Source organism: Bacteroides sp. AF39-11AC (genome assembly GCF_003474285.1).
Taxonomy (GTDB): domain Bacteria; phylum Bacteroidota; class Bacteroidia; order Bacteroidales; family Bacteroidaceae; genus Bacteroides.
Map to the genome: position 1 here is coordinate 75,497 of NZ_QROH01000012.1, position 18,895 is coordinate 94,391.

Consider the following 18,895-nt stretch of genomic DNA (forward strand, 5'->3'; position numbering starts at 1 on the left):
CTGCTAAAGCAAACATACGAATTTTATTAATACGTCCACCCTTCTTTAGAAAGGTATAGCAACCAACGGGCTATAATTATAACGTATTGTACCGACATTCGGAATATCCGCTTTCGCGCCAATACGGAAGTAGTAGTTCTTACCAGCATATTTGAAAGAACTCTGGTTGGCAGCGATATCAATTGTCAGCGTATAGGTCTGAGACGAATCTATATCAACCGGAATGCCAAAATCCACCTTATCGGTACCACCGCTCAATCTAAACTTTACAGAATTGCCTACCCACATATCCGAGAAAGCAAATAACTGGAGAGAAGCGAGTTTCTCATCACCCTTTCCGCCTTCCAACGAAAAAGTGGCAACAATCTGATTACCATTCTTCTCAATTTTCGGATTCTTGATGCGAATATAAGGAGTCACCTTGAAATCCTTGGTATTGTCACCCTTCTTCACCACTACATCTTTTTCTACAAAGGCATAGCAGTTGTTGTTTTCCATGCGAATGTCATACGTTGCGGCAAATACCAAATCATTGCGGTATTCGCCCGTATTCATAATTCTCCAGCTTTGGTCTTGCGGATTTTCGAATCCCAATTCCACGACTTTCAATTCACCTCCTTCCTGAACATCCATTCCGACCAGTTCACCGGTCTTGCCATCGATGATAGAACCGTGAATGGAAGCATTGGGGGCTTCGTAATTATCTATTTCACAAGATGTCAATGCAAACAAGCAGCATGAAATCAATAACAATATCTTCTTCATAATCTTCTAAGATTTTAGTATTAATAACCAGGGTTCTGAACTAAGCCATTTGTAGCTGTTCCGGGAATGCTCCGATAATAGGACTGAGCAGTAAAGGTGCGCCCGTTTTGTTTCTCATCGCCGTGGAAATTGGCACGAACAAAGATATACGAAGGCGTATCGGTGCGCAAATCAATCATCGGAACAAGAGCCGAACGCATGCCGCTGTTATAGAATATGTGATTGTCGCGACGACGAACCATATCCCAAAAACGCTTTCCTTCAAATGCCAATTCCACACGACGTTCCTTCAACACATTTTCCAAAGTAAGCGGGATATTGTCTTTGTGGGCGGCACGATGACGAAGTGAATTCAGCAAAGTGGCAGCCTTGGCACGATCGCCCTTGCCGCTTTCGATTACAGCTTCTGCGTAATCCAGATAGATTTCTGCCAGGCGGATGTCGATAAACGGAGTCGTCACAGAGTTATCACGGCTGGAGAGAGAAGAGAATTTCTCTTCTTCCATGTACTTGCGTACAGAAAAGCCGGTAGTAGTATAATTGCCGTTTTCCGAGTTACCAATATTACCAAAGCCCGAATAACCACTCGTACCTTCTGCACCGAAAGCAAAGTAGGTTTTTCCGTCTTTGCCTTGTGCTGCCGAGTTATTATAAACAGCGACCTCCCCGTCGGACTGAACCAGACCACCTTGCATGATGATGGGTACGCCTGCATACGTGGCTCCGGGAACAATGATACTGGCCTGCAAACGGGCATCTTTATTCAGGAACGGGTCAGACAAACTGCCATACCGTATGTAAGGGTCACTGGATTTTATATTACCTGGCAACTGAATATTGGGTACATTGGTTTCTTTACCATCCGTACGTGTTTTGACAGGAGCACTTTTGCCGGTACCGTCATCGGTATAGTCTTCAAACAAATCGACCAAGTCGAGCGTGGGACTGAAACGCCCGTAACGCAAAGCACCCGGATTCACCTGCGCCAGACTGTAGAACAAGGACCAACCATGGCCAGAACGATTGTTATTGACCGAACCGTCTACATAGCCGCGAGCCAACAATACTTCATCCACCGGTGTGGCCTGAATGAAAAGCTTTTGAAAGTTCTCGCGAGCTTCGGAAACAGTTGCCGGATTCGCTCCATATAAAGAACCTCCGTAGTTGCTCAGAATCTCTTCGGCAGCCTCAATACATTCGCCATAGAAATAATCAGCTTCGCTCTTGTCTATGCCGACCAGTTTTTGTGCAACCGCCTCGCCTGCCAGCGGAGCTTTGTCCCAGTATTTTGCCAAAGAAGCGGCAAACAAGGCCGTACGCGACTTCATACCCAATGCACCCCATTTCGTAAATCGGTAGCCATCGCGGCTTGTAGGAAGTTCATTGGCCACTTCACCAAATTCCTTGATAATGAACTTCCACGTATCCGCTTCCGTGCTACGGGGCACCTTCAATGCCTCCGGATTGCCCGGCACGTAGTCGCCATCCTGCACACGGTCGATGATAGGCACACCGCCATAACGCTTGGCCAAACCGAAATAGATATAAGCACGGGCAAAACGGGCCTCGGCAATCATGCGAGTGGCGTCTTCTTGGTTCAAGATGCCTTTCTCCAACGAAGATTTTACCGTTTCTATAAAAATATTCACCTGCCGGATGTCGCTGTAAGGCCAATAGTCAAAACCCTCTGTGATGTCGCCTCCACCTTCGCTGCGTGCCGCTTCGTCGGAGAGGAAAGCAATGTTGGAAGTGCCGTTCACACCGTCGTAGTTACGGGCATTGAACCCCGTATTTGGGCGGAAAGTAAAGTCTTCCATCGGTACTGTGGAATACACATTAGCCAGCAGAGCCTTCATTCCACCATCAGTTTCGGTCAGTCTGTCTCCCGACACCTTGTCGAGAGGTTCCAATTCCAAGAAACTATCACAACTTGAAAATCCTACAAGAGCACAAAGTGCCAAGGCGGATAATATGTTTTTCTTCATAACAATCTAAGCGTTAAAAATTAATATTCAAACCAATGTTATATGCTTTCATCAACGGATAGGCCAAGCTGGCACCCCAGTCGCGTTCTTCACGTTCGGGGTCTGCATCTTTCAGCAAGGAATTACAGAATGTCAAAAGGTTGAAACCATTTACAAAAACACGAAGGTTGCTAATGCCCACCTTACGGGTAAGGTTCTTGGAAAGCGTGTAACCCAATTCCAAGCTCTTCAGACGCAAGTAAGTAGCATTCGGATTCCAGAAAGGAATGGCACCCACACCCCAGCTGTTACCATTGTCTTGCGTACCAGTAAAGTCACGACGCAAAGCGGGGAACTTACCCGATACCCACTGAGTGGAAGGGCTATAAGGGTCGTCGGTAACATTGGCTGTATGCCAACGGTCCATGTACTTCTTCATCAATGTGGGATTGGTTTTAGAACCATAACCGAATACGTCGTCGTTGGCATAGCCGATGACATAGCCGGCAGCACCTTGGAACAGCACATTCAAGTCGAAGTTTTTGTAAGTAAATCCTAAATTCAAGCCAAACTGATAAGGAGGATTGGCTCCGGCACGGCGCGATTCGGGCAACTGGTCTTCGTATGAAATCACCCCGTCACCATTACGGTCGACAATACGGAATGCACCGGGAAGCATCATGGAGTTACCATTGCTACCGCCATAAAGAGGAGCTGTTTCAAATTCGGAGATGGATTGGAACTGTCCGTCAGTCTTCTGAATCCACATACCGCCACCACTATGATTCCACATGCCACCGATAGTACGGTTTTCGTACCCATTCAGAAAACGGTCCATCGAACTCTGGTAAGGAGAGTGTTCCACTTTCAGGTATTTGTAGCGGGTAAACGAATAGTTGGCACTGATGTTATAACCCCAGTCCTTACCAATCTTGCCACGTGTACCGATTTCAATTTCCAAACCTCTGTTCTCTTCCGAATTGATGTTTTCATTAGGAAAGCTTGCACCGAAGGTATTGGGAATATCTTGAAGACGACTTGCCAACAAACCATCGTTGACACGGCGATAAATCTCAACCGTACCAAACAGTTTGCCGTCCCACAAGTCGAAATCCACACCAAGGTTGGTCGTCTTTGTCACCACCCATGACAGGTTGTCAAGAACAACTCCCGGAGCCACCATACCCATCGTCAGTTTGTTGCCATCGAGCACATATCCTAGATTGCCTTGTGTGTATCCGGCTACATATTGGAAAGCGTTACCAGCATCATATCCGCTCTTGCCGTAAGAAGCACGAAGTTTCAAATTGGACACAAACGGCAACTTCCCCTTCATAAACTTTTCTTCCGAAATACGCCATCCGGCACTTACAGAGGGGAAGAAAGCCCAACGGTGTCCAGGTGCATAGCGATAAGAGCCGTCATAACGTCCGACAACTTCCAACAGATACTTGCCCGCAAAGTCATAATTGGCACGCACCAAATATGCCGCCAGACGGGTTTCATTACGATAACCACTGTTGGTTGCCGTGCTGGCATCGGCCTGATTCAATATGTCATTGCTGAAATAACCATCGTACAAACGACGTCCGTACAATTCATCATAGCGGCTACCTGACGCTTCGACAACTCCCGTGACATTTACATTATGCTTGCCAAAACTGTTCATGTAGTTCACCTGCGCACGTCCATAAAGTTTCTGGAAAATGCCCATGGTATTCTGATAACGGTTTTCACCGTAAGTTTTAGTGGGTTGATTGGTAAAGTAATCGTACAACTGATAAGACTTCTGCAACTCGGAGTTGTTGCGGTTGTTGCCATTGAAAGAACCCAGAACTCCGATACTCAAGCCATCTACGAAAGGTACTTTCCACGTCAAATCAACATCTGCCGAATAGTTCACACCCCGATTACGGCGGTAACCGTCTTTGTCGGGATTGACCAAAGCTGCCGCATTCTTACTTTCAGGAGCAATATCCGAATAGTGGTCAGTAGAGCCAATGGCATAAGGACCTACTCCACGGTCATTCACCAACAAGGTCTTGAATGTCCACATAAAGTCTTCTCTAGGGCGTTGTGTCTGATCCCAACGTCCGGCAACTTTTACATTCATAGTCAGTCCTTTGGTCAGTTCGGCTGTCAAATTGGAACGGAAGGTGAAACGTTCGTAATACTGAACGCCACTCTTCAGCAAACCATTGTCCCGATTGTAGCCGGCACTAACGAAATACTTCACTTTGTCACTGCCACCGCGTACAGAAAGGGTGTGATTGGTAGCAAAAGCCAACTTATTCATATACAGGTCAATCCAATCCCAGTCGCGATAACCGTCCACTCCATTCTTATATTTATCCAAAATGTCTTGTGAATAGACCTCGGCTTTCTTTCCGTTGCGGCTCATTTCGTTCTCCATCAGGCGGAACGTGTAGGCATCTACCGTCTCTTCCATACCCGTGGCATGCTTCATTCCGAACAATCCGGAATAAGAGACACGTGTCTTTTCAGAAGCTCCCTGCTTCGTAGTGACGATGATTACACCGTTGGCCGAGTTCATACCGTAGATGGCCGCCGAAGCATCTTTCAGGATGGAGATGTTCTCAATGTCTTCTGAATTGAGCTGGGCAAATTCTTCGTATTCGCGTGTCACGCCATCGATAACAATCAACGGATTGCCACCGCCACGAATGCTGATCATGTTGTCGAACGTACCCGGTTCACCGGTTTTCTGACGAATCATAAGTCCCGGCATCTTACCTTGAATGTTATTGATAAGGTTTTCGCTTTTGGTAGTCTGAATTTTTTCCGAGGAAATGGCAGTCACTGCACCCGTCAATGATTGTTTCTTCTGTACGCCATAACCAACTACCACTACTTCCTCCAGTACTTCTGCATCTTCTGCCAATACGATTTTGAAAGAAGTTTTGCCTCCGACACGGATTTCCTGAGTCTTATAGCCCACATAACTTACAACAAGGGTAGCATCCCGCTCCACATTATTCAACGTAAAATTTCCATCTACGTCGGTAATGACTCCGTTGCTGGTACCTTTCACTAGGATACTGGCACCGATAACCGGCTCACCGGTTGCATCGACCACAGCACCTTTCACCGTCGCAGCCTGCAAAGTCGTCTGTACTTCATCAGCTCCTATAGCTTTATCATAAAGGATTATATTACGGTCCAACACCTTATAGCCTATATTAGTCCCTTTGAATACATCGTTCAGAACCTTAAATATCGTTTTGTTATTTGCCCGGACCGATACACGACGTCTCACATCAATCTGCTTGTTGTTGTAGAAGAAAACGAATTCAGTACCCTGTTCCAATTCCGTCAGTACTTCATCAACGGTCTTGTCCTCAAGAGTAATGTTTACCATTGTTTTTTGAGCATAACCATCATTGGCCAAAGCCATACCAACCAAGCAAAACAACATAAATAATGTGCATCTCATAGCAAGAGGAATTTTTTTCATGCATCTCATCAGGACACTTTTTGCCCTAAATGATTGGATACAATAGTGTTTTTTCATAATTTTGTATTGATTTCTAGTGAAAAAATAAAGTTACTTTATCTGTCGCCAAACAGATATTTAAAAGTTACTGTGTTTCATGCAGGAAAATGCGCCAACATTTTCCTGCATGTTTTTTTAAACGGACTTGTGCTTCATCATACTACTTTTTAAAGGGTTAATAAACTTCTATTACTTGTCTCTCGGCATTCACATCGCCATCCTCAACAAATCTGAAATGAATGTTCGAGGATATTCGGAAATGCTCCAATATACGTTCCAGACGTTGCTTAGTAAATGTAGCCGTAAAAGAACTCTGCTTCAATGAAGCCTTTTTCAGAATAAACTCCACATTGTATCTTTTACTCAGACTCTTCAATATTTCTTCAAATGGAGTGTTTCTGAAAATCAAGTATCCATCTTTCCAGCTTGTTTCCACGTCTACATTGGCTTTTTCCACAACGACCTTTTCCTGTACTATATCATAGACTACCTTTTGCCCCGGCTGCATCATCACGTCATTCCTCCCGCCATTATTTACATAGGAGAAACTGACTTTACCCGAAACCAAGGTGGTCTGCACCTTCTTGCTCTCTTTATAGGCCTCTATATTGAACTTCGTTCCATGTACCACTATCTTGGATTTGTTCAACGTACCGACGATGAACTTCTTTTCATCTTTTGCCACGGAAAAGAAGGCTTCACCCACTAACTTCACTTCCCTTTTATCATCGGCAAATTGGGAAGGATACCGCAACAATGACGATGAGTTCAAAACGACTTCCGTTCCATCCGGCAATTCAACAGAGGTAGTCATTCCCGGATTTGTCCTGACCTCCATCATCTGTATCTCTTGCCCATCTCTACTCCAATAAAGGATAGACCACGATATCACCAAAGGAATGAATAAAATGGCGGCCGCCCGTTGCATCCCTCTAAATAATACCTGATACCTATTGACTTTTTTCCGCTCCATCTTCCGATGTACATCCTCCAGAGCTTTCTTTACATCCAGCCTGGATGAAATCTGCGCCATGTCCACTGCCAGACCGATTGTCTGAACCTGCCGGGCTATCCTGCTGTTCTCTTCGGATGCCTCCAACCATTCCTCTACCAGAATAGTTTCGTCCTCCGTCGTATCTCCTTCATAATACCTAAGAAGCAAATTTTCCATTCCCTCTCTTTTTACCATATTCTTTATTGCTAGCTTTAACTATAAGACTAACGAGCAAGAAGAACTCCTAAATAAAAAGCTAAAAATATTTATATACTTAGAGTATAATAAGAAAAAAAACTATTTTTGCCCAACAATAATGAACCACCACCATGAAAAATACACCATCAGAAGATACATCTTTATTATTTGCCATGCAGAGAGGAGACAGAAATGCTTTTGATATGTTATTTCAGAAATATTACTCTGTACTCTGCACTTATTGCTATCGTTTCGTCCGGTTGGAAGATGCAGAAGAGATTGTCCAAGATGTCATGCTATGGCTCTGGGAAAACCGTGAAAGACCCGTTATTGAATATTCGCTCAAGCAATATCTGTTCAAAGCCGTCTATAATCGTTCCATGACCCGGATTACCCAGAATGAAGTGAAACAACGCGCAGACGCAGCTTACTATGAACGAATGGTCACCATGCTGCAAGAGGTAGATATCTATCAAATCAACGAATTAAGTAAACATATACAAAGGGCTATCAACGAACTGCCACCTACTTATAGAGAAGCTTTCATCATGCATCGTTTCCAGAATCTGAGTTATAAGGAAGCTGCCGAGCTGCTCAATGTTTCTCCTAAAACCGTAGACTACCGCATCCAGCAGGCTTTAAAGATATTAAGAGTTAAGCTGAAAGATTACTTGCCACTGATGTTGATACACCTGCTTACTTCGCATTAGTGTCGTACCCAAGCGGAATACCCCCATACCTTGCAGACTACATATAGGGACTCATCCCTAAAGAGTATAGGACTGAATGATCAAAACACCCGGATGTATTGCCCTAAAACATCCGGGTGTTTTAATGGAAAAGATACGGATGTTGTAACCTTTCAGTATACGAGTCAAACTGGTTCAGTCCTGACAAGAAATACAATGAGTCCCTATACATTCCATGTTCATTAATTATTCTAAAAAAGGTTAGGGAAAAACCCGGCTCGCCGGTCATATAAGAAAAAAGCAACAAAATTATTATCATAACCTCAAAATGCACAGAATGAAAAAATTGATTACCCTATTGCCAGTACTTGTGTATGCCCTCCATGCACAAGCACAATTTTCAGTGACAGCCCATCAGGAAGGATGGGACAATATTCCTCCGCAAGCACAAAAGCCGGGCTTTTTCTTCCAGCAATCCGTATTTGCCAATATGGACGGAGATGAAGCCCTCGAAGAAGTAATGCTTTTCGGACGGGACAACGGACACTATCCCACTTTCGACCTATTCAAAGCATACTATGTAATCGTCGATAACTATACTAAGGAAATCCAATATATCTCCGACGAGATTTATGTCACCGACAAGTACAATCTCCTTGTAGAAGACCGCAACAATGACGGTATCTCCGAACTCTACATATTCTACTTCAAAGACGGAAAGTTCAGTGTAGACGAACAAGGCTACAATCTGCGCGCAACACGCTGCTATGACCGTATAGAATGGAACCCAACTGGCAAAAATTTTAAATCTTCCGAAAAATGAGAACAAGACTGACACTTATCCTGGTGCTCCTTATTTATATAGGGATTGCCACGCACACGCACGCACAGCAAAAGAAAGTAATCAAAACCATGATGATAGCCGGTCAAGACGGCAGCCATTACTGGCAAGGCGCCTGCGAAGCCATGAAGCAGATATTGGAAAACAGCGGAATGTTCAAAGTGGACTTTGCCTTTACACCTGACTTTGGTGGAGACATCGCTACCTTCAAACCCGATTTCCACCAATATGATTTAATCGTCATCAACTACGGCGGAGCTACATGGACAGAGTCCGTACGCAAGAAATTCGAGAAATACGTTGCCGATGGAGGTGGTGTCGTAGTGATACATTCTTCCGTCGTCCCAATGGCCGACTGGAAAGAATACAACGAGATAATAGGCATGGGAGCTTGGGACGGACGAAACGAAAAAGACGGTCCTTATCTGCACTGGAAAGACGGGTAGTACGTCTACGACTACTCTCCGGGGTATGCCGGCTACCACGGATTGCAGCACGAAACCGTCATAGAACACCGCGCTCCCCACCATCCTATCCTGCAGGGATTGCCACCTCAATGGAAACACTTCAAGGACGAGATATATACCCGCCTTCGCGGTCCGGTAAGGAACATGGAAATATTGGCCACCGCCTACGAACGCGGACGTCATGAACCACTGATGTGGACAGTAAGCTATGAAAAGGGTCGCATATTCGTCGACCTCCTGGGACACTGCGGCAACGACCCGAACATGATTTACTCCATGCGCTGCACCGGTTTCCAGGTGACTTTACTCCGGGGATGCGAATGGGCTGCCACTGGCGCCGTCACCCAAGAAGTTCCGGCAGATTTCCCGCTGAAAGATACTTATACATTACGTCCGGAGTTCAAGGCTCCTTTTCATGCTTACCCTGAAACCAAACACTGAATACCATGAAATACATCATTCGAACACTGTTGCTAGCATGCTGTTACATGCATGCACAAGCACAAGTTCCGTGGAAACCCGATACGGAACTGGAGAAACAATTACAGCAAAGCAATCATGTACACCGTATAATGAAAGCCAACCCAGCACACGCCGGACTGACGCGCTGGGAAAAGAAAGAGGTCTTGAAAAGCAGGGTACTCCCTCTTGCAGAAGATTTCGGTTCTTTGCGCCACACCGGACCCGGAACCATACATATAGACCAGAAAGTTACTGTTTCGGGTAAAGGGAGTATACGCCTGGACACTCCTGCCTCCCTGGGCAAGAAGAATCCAACGAACCGGAATTACGCCACTCCGGAGATTATCCGTCCCCTCGACCGGGAAGACTTGCGGGAATACAACCGCTTTTCCGTTTGGGTATACGTGGATGCACCGGGCGTTTATCTGACCTTTGCCGGATTCACCCTATATAATGAAGGAGAAAAAATCATGCCGACTCCCGGACGCTTCGAAGGACAACACTTTGAAACAGTCTATCCTAACAAATGGCAGCACATCATATGGGAGATACCGGACCTATACCGTGACTGTGTCACCGGCTTTTCGGTAAACATCATGCTGGCGGGTGCCCCTGCTGGAGCCAGCGAGCACATGAGCCTATATATAGACGACATGCGCATCGAAAAGGTAGAAGTGGAAAACAGCAAGGGATTCGACCTGCGAAAAGGTGCAATGGCCTACTGCCACAGCGGATACAAGCCAGGAGCACGCAAGCAGGCTTTGGTACAGAACGTGAAGGAAAAAACTTTCTGCCTGCACGATGCCGCCACGGGACAAATTGTTTATCAAGCTACGGGCAGCCCTCTGAATCAAGACAAGAAGCAGGACAAGGGATTTCTGGTACTGGACTTCAGTAGTTTCAATACACCCGGGCAATATTACCTTTCCATTGGCGACGTGCAATCAAAACCTTTCCCTATCGGAAATGATGCCTACCTATCCACTGCCTGGCACACGCTAAACTTCTTCTTTTCCGAACGTTGCGGTTTCGACCAGCCCGGCATTCATCAGGAATGCCATCAGGATGTATTCGCCTATCACCCCGACGGGCGAAGCATGAGCGTTACCGGAGGATGGCACGATGCTGCTGACCTGACCCAAGGAACGGGAAACACAGCCGAATCGTGCATCGCCCTCCTCGAAATGGCCGGTGCCGTACAAGGCAAAGACAGCATCTTCTACGAACGCCTACTGGAAGAGGCACGTTGGGGAGTGAACTGGATTCTGCGTACCCGCTTCGGCGACGGTTACCGACTGGGCGGACTGATTATCGGCATTTGGACAAAGAATATCCGTGGAGACAAAGACGACATGCAGACAGAAGCGCGAAACACGCCTACGGACAATCTGAAAGCTGCTTCCTGTTGCGCACTCGCCGCTCCCCATTTTGAAAAGAAGGACCCGGTATTTGCACGGTGGTGCCGGAACAGTGCCATTGAGGACTTCCAATTCGCTATCGACCTGCTGGACACGGAAAGAACAGAAAAGAACGAAACCGAGCTCTGTGCCCTGACCACCGTCACAGCCATGCGTTTATACCGCCTTACACAAGATACTTACTATCTGGATTGGGCGACCCGACTGGCACGTACCGTCATGGCCGGCCAACAGCTGGAAAAGCGCACCGACTGGAAAATCCCCCTGCGAGGCTTCTTCTATGAATCTTCCCAAAAGAAACGCATTCTGGCTTATTATCATCAAAGCCAAGAACACTTGATGGCAGAAGGACTCTCAATGCTACTGACAGAAGCCCCCACCCATCCGGACGCCCCGTTGTGGCAGGCATCTTGTGAAGCCTATGCCGACTATCTACGCAGGATTTCACAACTGATTGAACCTTATGGCATACTGCCAAGCGCTGTATATGAAGTGGATAATACCAATTATAAAAATCTGTACCACGAAGGCGAGCAGGTAGGGCTTCCCAGCTTGGAAGAATACAATGCACAAGTGCGCAACGGTATCCCTCTCTCACAGAATTTCTACCTGCGCCGTTTCCCCGTTGCCTACCAGTTCAGGGGATTCCACGCCGTTGTCATGGGCAAAGCCAAGGCTGCCTTTATCCTTGCACGCCTATTCAATGATAAAGTACTAAGGGATATTGCAACCCGCCAGATAGAGTACATATTGGGCTACAACCCTTTTGCCATGAGTACCGTTTATGGAGACGGATATGACTACCCGCCACTGTACGGAGCCTATGCCGGGGATGTAGTGGGAGCCGTGCCCGTAGGAATCGAAACATTCGAAAATGATGACGAGCCCTATTTCCCTATGCAGAACAACTGTACCTATAAGGAAATTTGGACGCACACCACCGCACGCCTGATGTGGTGCGTAGCAGAACTCTTCAAATAATCAACTTATCATTCATTCCACAAATCAGGAATCGCCCCATGTCCATGAGCATTTTCCGGGATATTCAGTAAATGCCCCCAAAAAAATAATCAATGGCATGTGTAAATGACTATTTTTTCGTTTCACATGCCATTTTCATTATCCTTTCTTCCTTGGATGTTCCAAATAGCTCCGTATGGGCATGAGGTTTCGGGAGCCCCCATAGGCTGCTCTATTTTAGAATATAGCTTTATGTCACGCAGCTTTAGCCTGTCTGTTTTTGTTTTCTCCGTCATCAATACGGCGTTCGATGTATGTATCCCGAGAAATATCCATAGGATTTCCGTTTTCCTGTTCCGTGCCTTGACCTTTGTCAGGGAGTAATGCTGGTGGTGTGTACCGAAGCTACCGGCCAGACGTGTTGCACGCTCCCGGCTGAGATGAGAACGTAGTATCTGCCGCAACTGCTCATCCTTTGCCGCAAGATAGGACGGACATAATTCCGGTCTATGCGGACTATGCGGACACATATATTCTTTCCACCGTCAAAAAACTGTTTCTGCTGTACGAACACCTTGCGTATGACAGAGAGGCGTCGTTGGTTATCAGGAGTATACATGAACCGCTACCCATGGGGGAATTCTGCTCATCTGTCTGTCGGAGAAGCTTTCCAAGCAGGTTTATACCGGTGGGATATGTGGCTTTCGTAACAGGTTATATCGGTCAGACATACATACAGATTGCCCAGATAGAGACCCCAATGTTTGGCAAGCACAACCTGAAGGGAATCAACATCCAGTTTACCGGCAAGTTCCTGACGGATGGCACTTACAATCTTATAATTGGTTATCGAACGGGAAAGAGCAATCAGAATACCGCAGAACAGCTAGAAGTGGATATTCCCGTTGAAATGTTCCGCCAGGTGGCGGTTTGACAATCCGGTATAAGATTTCAGGACCATCAGAGCTATTTTGCCACTAGCAGAAAAATAGCTTTTCCTACCCAAAGGGGAATCTTTAAGAACCATCTCTTTGGCAAGGAATGAAAATGGGAAAAGTGAGTGAAGACGACCTAATTCACTGCATGCAAAACTTTTCTGATAGTTTTGCAGAATATCAAACTCTGTAAAGCCTAACGTAGGCTGAATCTCAATTATATTTCGTATCTTAACCATATCCACTGAAAAAGAATTTCCCCCGCTTGGGCTGCCAAACCTGAAATTTTGGGGAATATCCAAAGATACAAAAGAGCCAACTAACTCGCAATGGATTAGTTGGCTAATTTTTATAACATTTTCTGAGTATCCCCACTTATAGCCCGTCACCTTATCACTTCATCGCATACCGCATCCTGGAAAGCACGCGCCTTAGCTCCCGAAAGAACATTTTGATTCATAATGGCAAAAGCAACCTCATGTCCGTTTGCCATACGCAAATAACCCGCCAGACAATTAATAGCTGTAAAAGAACCTGTCTTGGCATGTACATTCTTATAAGAAGGAGTTCCGCGTTTCATACGATACTTTAATGTCCCATCGACTCCACCAATAGGCAAGGCCTTATATAGTTTCTGGAAAACATCCGTACGGGAATAGGCAAACTTCAGAAAAGAAACCAGCAGATCCGGAGAAATATAGTTATAATTGGAAAGTCCGCAACCATCCGCCAGATTGTAGCGACCAACGTCCTCACCCAAAGCCTTTACTTGTTTACGGATAGCGGAGAGTCCGTCTTCATCCGAAATCCTCTTCTTTCCGGTGGTTTGTGCACCCAGGCGACAGAGTAAAGCCTGCGCATTCAGATTATCACTTTCTTTCATTATCTGATTGACAACATCCTGAATAGAGGTTTCAAACAGGGCCATTTGTACCGAAACACTATCTTTCAGCAATTCATTAAAAGAATAGTCGTCAGGACAACTGATACCTTTTGCCCGCAAACGCTCAAGAAAGGTATGCATAAAGAAATCTTGGGAGGAATAGATATTAACCGTACCTATCCGCTTACTTTCCACATTTCCTTTTACAACTACGTTGTTACCATTCTGTAGCCAATCCCGAGAAACCCCGAAACGTCCGACAGCAGGAGTACGGGATTTGGTTTCATTCGTTACGGTATAATAAGAAGAGGCAGGAACACAATCGAGACTTGCCAAGTGACCCCGTTCGCCGGGAGAAGCCGTAACAGTGACCAGACCTTTATTCAGCATCAATGGCGAAAGATAAGGTTGATAGGAGGCAGGTGTATCATCCCAAGCCCAACCGCTTCCCCAATAAATGGAGTCTTTCATAGAAACATCTCCATATACATGGCCCGATATCACCGAGAACGGGAAACGACTTAGCGCATTTACCAATGAATCCAGAGCTTCATCATCAAATTCAGGGTCATATCCGCCCACAACATACAAATCACCTTTCAGCGTATCTTGTTCAATCACGCCCTGATACCATACTTCTGTTTTAAAAGGATCATCCGCATCCGGGTGGGCAAGGGCGGTAATAGTAGTCAGCAGTTTCATAGTAGAAGCCGGACGAGAGAGCTTATCCGCCTGATAAGTGTATAAAGACTTCCCGTCAGTCAGGTCGTATATGGATATACCAACGTTGGAACCAGCAGGAAGTTGATATTTAATCAAGGTATCCAGGCGGGAAGAAAGGCTCTTAACAGTCGTATTTTGTCCCCATACGGTTACAGGAATAAACAAAAGAGAAAGAGCAAGAGACAACAGATATTTTTTCATGTTTATCGAGTTACAACGCTTCTTTAAAAATCTCTGAAACCGTGGGATGCGGGAATACTATTTTCTTCCAGGCTTCGGTAGTCAGTTTCAGTTCGATAGCCATACCTGCCAGGGTGATAATTTCAGAAGCCGGATTACCCAATATGTGTGCTCCCACTATGGTCTCATCATCTGCTATCAGAAGTTTACAAACTCCGTTCACTCCTTCGTTCTCAGCAACAAAACGACCGGAGTAAGCCATCGGGAGTTTTACAACACGGTAATTAATACCTTTCATTTGCAAACTTTCTTCCGTCTGCCCTACTCCTGCAATCTCCGGATTGGTATATACCACACCGGGAATTGCCCAATAACTCATGACATCTTTCTTGCCAAGTATCGTATGTACAGCTACTTCTGCCTCACGAACAGCTGTATGTGCCAGTAAAGAATAACCTGTCAGATCACCACATACATATACTCCCGGAGCAGAGGCTTGCATCTGTTCGTTTGTACAGATATTCCCTCTTTCCGTTCTTCGTAATTCCAGATTCTCCAACCCGAAACCTGTCGTTATCGGACGGCGACCTACACTCATCAATAGTTTCTCGGCAAGCACGCTGCCTGTACCTTCTGCATTCTCATAATTAACCTGCACTTGTGGCTTCCCGTCTTCGGAAGAAGCCTCAGCAAGAGATACGACCTTCGTACTAAGCATAAACTTGATTCCACGTTTTGCATATTCCACACGCAGAAGAGCGGAAAGCTCTTTATCCATGCCTCCCAGGATTTCATCAAGCATTTCGATAACAGTGACCTGTACGCCCAGACTATTAAAGAAGGAGGCAAACTCTATACCGATTACTCCACCACCAATAATGGCAAGTGAAGCAGGAAGCTCCTTATTATCTAAAGCATCGCGGTGCGTCCAGAAGGGTACAGTATCCACTCCGGGAATAGGGGGAATGAATGTTTCCGAACCGGTGCATAAAATCAGATTCTCGCACTCATAAGTCTCAGCACCACACTGCACAGTATTCTCATTGATGATGGTAGCTTCTCCCTGCACGATATTCACTCCGTGGGCAGTCAGCTTACCTTTAACGCCCAACACCAGTTTACGCACCACTTTCTGTTTACGGGCAATTATCTTCGGCAAATCAAATGAGACTTCGGAAACAGCGACTGCATATTTGGAAGCATGACGCGCAGCATCATACGTTTTTGCCGAATACAATAAAGTCTTGGTAGGGATGCAGCCTTCATTCAGACAAACTCCACCTAAACTTTGCTTTTCAAACAACACTACGCTTAGTCCGGCTTTCCCGGCAGCTTCGGCAGCAGTATATCCCGCAGGACCTCCACCGATAATGGCAACTTGGTATTTCATAGTTTCTATTTATTTATAGGTATATTGCAACTCAAGACCAGGATTCTTTTCTTTAAGTGCGGCTATCAGCCCTTCCGGGTCAGCAGGAGTAATCGGGAAAAAGCCTTTCTTCAATCCATTTTGATACCTGACCACCATCTGGCGGACGCGCCATTGCCATCCTTTGGCAGACGGGTTATAGAGGATACAGTTCACTCCGATCGCCTTCTGAGATATACCGAACACTGTCTTCACCCAAAGGTCTCCATTTTCTTTAATGATATATTTCCTTTGGTAATTACTAATCAGAAAAGGAATAGCCACAATGAATCCACATAAGACAGACGCCTCTTTCAGCAACAGGTATGTACCGCACATAAAAGTAAGAACAAATACTATTACCCATTTTTCAGTAGTAGTCATACCTTTGGATTTGAATATTTTTTCCATATATACAAGGGTTATTTGTAAACTGCCTGCAAGTTAATAAAAACCTCTCTTATCTGCACAAAAGAATTATCCTTTCTTTATCTTTTTCACCGTACGCTTCATCTTTAAAGCATATAAATTCAGTTCTATCGAAGATTCGGTTTCTGTTGTATCTCCCTTCTCTTCTACAGACAATAATTCGTGAAGTAACTCGCTACTGCGTTGGGTCAATGTTTTCTGTTTATCTTCATCTACTTCAGTTGACAAAATATTTAGATTACGGGAGAGTTCTCTTAAATGAGCAAAAGACTCTATAATGGCAAGAGTCGTAGCCGTAGCACGAGGACTTTTCAAAACAGTGGCAAGCATGTAAAGACCTTTTTCGGTAAAGGCTTTAGGGACTGCACGTACTTTAGGGGATAAATTTGCGGTCGAAAGTTTCGACCGCAAATACCGTATCTCACTTTCATTCAATTCAATGATATAGTCCTTGGGGAATTTATCCAGATTATTCCTCACCGCTTCATTCACCCGCTTCGTTTCTACTCCGTACAGCGTTGCCACATCTCTGTCCAGCAAAACTTTCTGTCCTCTCAGTTCTATTAAGCATGGCTTCTATTTCCTGCTCTCTGATTACTTGTAATTCGTTTTCCATACTTTATATGTATTTTGTTGATTTAAAGACCTACAAGGTACAACTAATATTCTACAAAAAGTCCCCCCCTTATCTTTTTCTTACTAAAAAAACATACCTTTGTTTGCAGTATTTCCCAATAAAAATACGTCTATAAACAAAAGCTATTTTAAACTAACGAAACTAGAGATACATGAAACGAATGAACGTACTCCAAATGCTAATATTCTCCATTGTCATCCTTTTCTGCGGAACAGCCTGTGATAATGAAAATGATGAACGTTTCTCTTCTACGGAAGAATTTACTGTTGAAGGCGATGCAAACTCCATAGAGATCCCGATGACCAGAACCAACTGGATTGTGGCTTCCGTCATGTATCCGGACGGAGGCATCATGACAGATGAAAACGGATATCCCCTGAAGCTGGAGGGTATGGGCACCGTACGCTTTCATTGGGGCAGCATCACCCGCGACAAAGCGAAATCCCTTATTATACACCTGAATGACAACTTTGCAGGAGAAGAACGCAAATTAATTATCAAACTGAGTACCGAACAAGGACTTTACTCAGAGCAAATATTCATCCAGCAGAAAGTATGCACCAATTACTATCAGATAGAATCCATCTCTTACTATCTGGATGAATTTGATGGAGTAAGAGAAGCCGGAACAGAACCTTGGGGAATCACTTGGATAGACAGAACCGGTAGTGGAGAAGAAATAAAGAAAACCACCGTTTTTCCTTTCTACAATGCTTTTACTGAGTATTACTTCGGCACCAACACCGGCGAATATCCCAAGGAATGGATGAATCCCGAAGGAAAAAGCCGCCTTGTGGATATGCCGGGAAGTATTGTAGACGGACAGATCATTCTCGAACAAGAGAAGCAGATATACACCGACAGAGGAATGTACAGAGGTGAATTAAAAGATATTAGCTTCGAAAAGGACCTGGTCAGTATGAAACAAAACAGGTATTATGCTGATGTTTATTATAAAGCCTTGCAAGTTAGTTACAGCATGACCTTGTCAAGACCCGGCAGTGACACAAAGAAAATCATTACAGGGAAACTACTAAAGAAATACCCTTATGATTGTTCGCCTATACAACATGAGGTCAGCGACCTGCCACCGGAAGATGCATAGACGGTAAGTTTTCAACAATCTCCTCCCTGCTTACTGTAGGAGGTTGCTTTTCCGCTAACTTACGACACACCAATCTGCCTATTTTCAAAGCATCTTCCTCTGATGCAAAGGTGATCTTCTCACCTATGGCAGGTATATAAGGTTGATAAATCAGTGTATCTATCCCGTAAACCACTACATACCCATATCCCCCCTTTACTTGCATAGAGCGGCAGGATAATTTTTCTCCGGCGGCATTCGTGCAGCCGAAGAAACAAGAAAGGCATACTGCCACCAGAGACAGTACACCAATCTTCACAATAAACACTAGCTTCATAAATCAC

Annotated in this window: 12 protein-coding genes and 3 pseudogenes; 5 read left to right on the plus strand and 10 right to left on the minus strand. The window is 45.1% G+C overall.

The window, feature by feature from the left end; all coding sequences use genetic code 11:
- Positions 1-45: 45 nt before the first annotated feature.
- From DW036_RS22590 to DW036_RS22605, 4 genes are all read right to left on the minus strand, one after another.
- Positions 46-765 (minus strand): DUF3823 domain-containing protein, encoded by a 720-nt coding sequence (locus DW036_RS22590; protein ID WP_118466297.1) that lies wholly within the window; start codon positions 763-765, stop codon positions 46-48.
- A 20-nt stretch (positions 766-785) separates the two neighbouring features.
- Positions 786-2,750: a RagB/SusD family nutrient uptake outer membrane protein gene (locus tag DW036_RS22595; RefSeq protein ID WP_118466298.1), complete on the minus strand. Its 1,965-nt coding sequence runs from the start codon at positions 2,748-2,750 to the stop codon at positions 786-788.
- A gap of 13 nt (positions 2,751-2,763) precedes the next feature.
- Entirely contained in the window at positions 2,764-6,183 is a 3,420-nt protein-coding gene (locus tag DW036_RS22600) for a TonB-dependent receptor (RefSeq protein ID WP_118466299.1), read from the minus strand.
- Positions 6,184-6,418: 235 nt separating this feature from the next.
- A complete protein-coding gene (locus DW036_RS22605) occupies positions 6,419-7,432 on the minus strand; it encodes a FecR family protein (protein WP_118466300.1) in 1,014 nt (337 codons plus the stop codon).
- Between the two features lie 134 nt (positions 7,433-7,566).
- Between DW036_RS22605 and DW036_RS22610 the strand changes: the two genes are divergently transcribed.
- From DW036_RS22610 to DW036_RS22625, 4 genes and pseudogenes are all read left to right on the plus strand, one after another.
- Entirely contained in the window at positions 7,567-8,145 is a 579-nt protein-coding gene (locus tag DW036_RS22610; protein ID WP_026366944.1) for an RNA polymerase sigma-70 factor, read from the plus strand.
- A 307-nt stretch (positions 8,146-8,452) separates the two neighbouring features.
- On the plus strand, positions 8,453-8,947 hold the full coding sequence (locus tag DW036_RS22615) for a hypothetical protein (protein ID WP_118466301.1): 495 nt from the start codon (positions 8,453-8,455) through the stop codon (positions 8,945-8,947).
- Positions 8,944-9,873, plus strand: a pseudogene (locus DW036_RS22620) (ThuA domain-containing protein). Before DW036_RS22615 ends, DW036_RS22620 begins: the two are co-directional and overlap by 4 nt.
- Positions 9,874-9,878: 5 nt before the next feature.
- A complete protein-coding gene (locus DW036_RS22625) occupies positions 9,879-12,293 on the plus strand; it encodes a glycoside hydrolase family 9 protein (RefSeq protein ID WP_118466302.1) in 2,415 nt (804 codons plus the stop codon).
- Positions 12,294-12,535: 242 nt separating this feature from the next.
- Here DW036_RS22625 and DW036_RS22630 read toward each other — a convergent pair.
- The 5 genes and pseudogenes from DW036_RS22630 to DW036_RS22650 form a co-directional block, all read right to left on the minus strand.
- Positions 12,536-13,446 (minus strand): annotated as a pseudogene (locus DW036_RS22630) (hypothetical protein); the annotation flags it as partial.
- Between the two features lie 146 nt (positions 13,447-13,592).
- Complete coding sequence (gene dacB / locus DW036_RS22635) at positions 13,593-15,014, minus strand: D-alanyl-D-alanine carboxypeptidase/D-alanyl-D-alanine-endopeptidase (protein ID WP_118466303.1); 1,422 nt, start codon at positions 15,012-15,014, stop codon at positions 13,593-13,595.
- Between the two features lie 10 nt (positions 15,015-15,024).
- Entirely contained in the window at positions 15,025-16,383 is a 1,359-nt protein-coding gene (lpdA, locus tag DW036_RS22640) for a dihydrolipoyl dehydrogenase (protein WP_118466304.1), read from the minus strand.
- A gap of 9 nt (positions 16,384-16,392) precedes the next feature.
- Positions 16,393-16,812: a hypothetical protein gene (locus DW036_RS22645; protein ID WP_118466305.1), complete on the minus strand. Its 420-nt coding sequence runs from the start codon at positions 16,810-16,812 to the stop codon at positions 16,393-16,395.
- 66 nt (positions 16,813-16,878) lie between these two features.
- A pseudogene (locus DW036_RS22650) lies at positions 16,879-17,446 on the minus strand (ORF6N domain-containing protein).
- 172 nt (positions 17,447-17,618) lie between these two features.
- Between DW036_RS22650 and DW036_RS22655 the strand changes: the two are divergent.
- Complete coding sequence (locus tag DW036_RS22655) at positions 17,619-18,572, plus strand: hypothetical protein (protein WP_118466307.1); 954 nt, start codon at positions 17,619-17,621, stop codon at positions 18,570-18,572.
- On the opposite strand, the gene DW036_RS22660 is transcribed toward DW036_RS22655, so the two are convergent.
- Complete coding sequence (locus DW036_RS22660; RefSeq protein ID WP_118466308.1) at positions 18,544-18,888, minus strand: DUF4907 domain-containing protein; 345 nt, start codon at positions 18,886-18,888, stop codon at positions 18,544-18,546. The genes DW036_RS22655 and DW036_RS22660 overlap by 29 nt on opposite strands.
- Positions 18,889-18,895 lie beyond the last annotated feature (7 nt).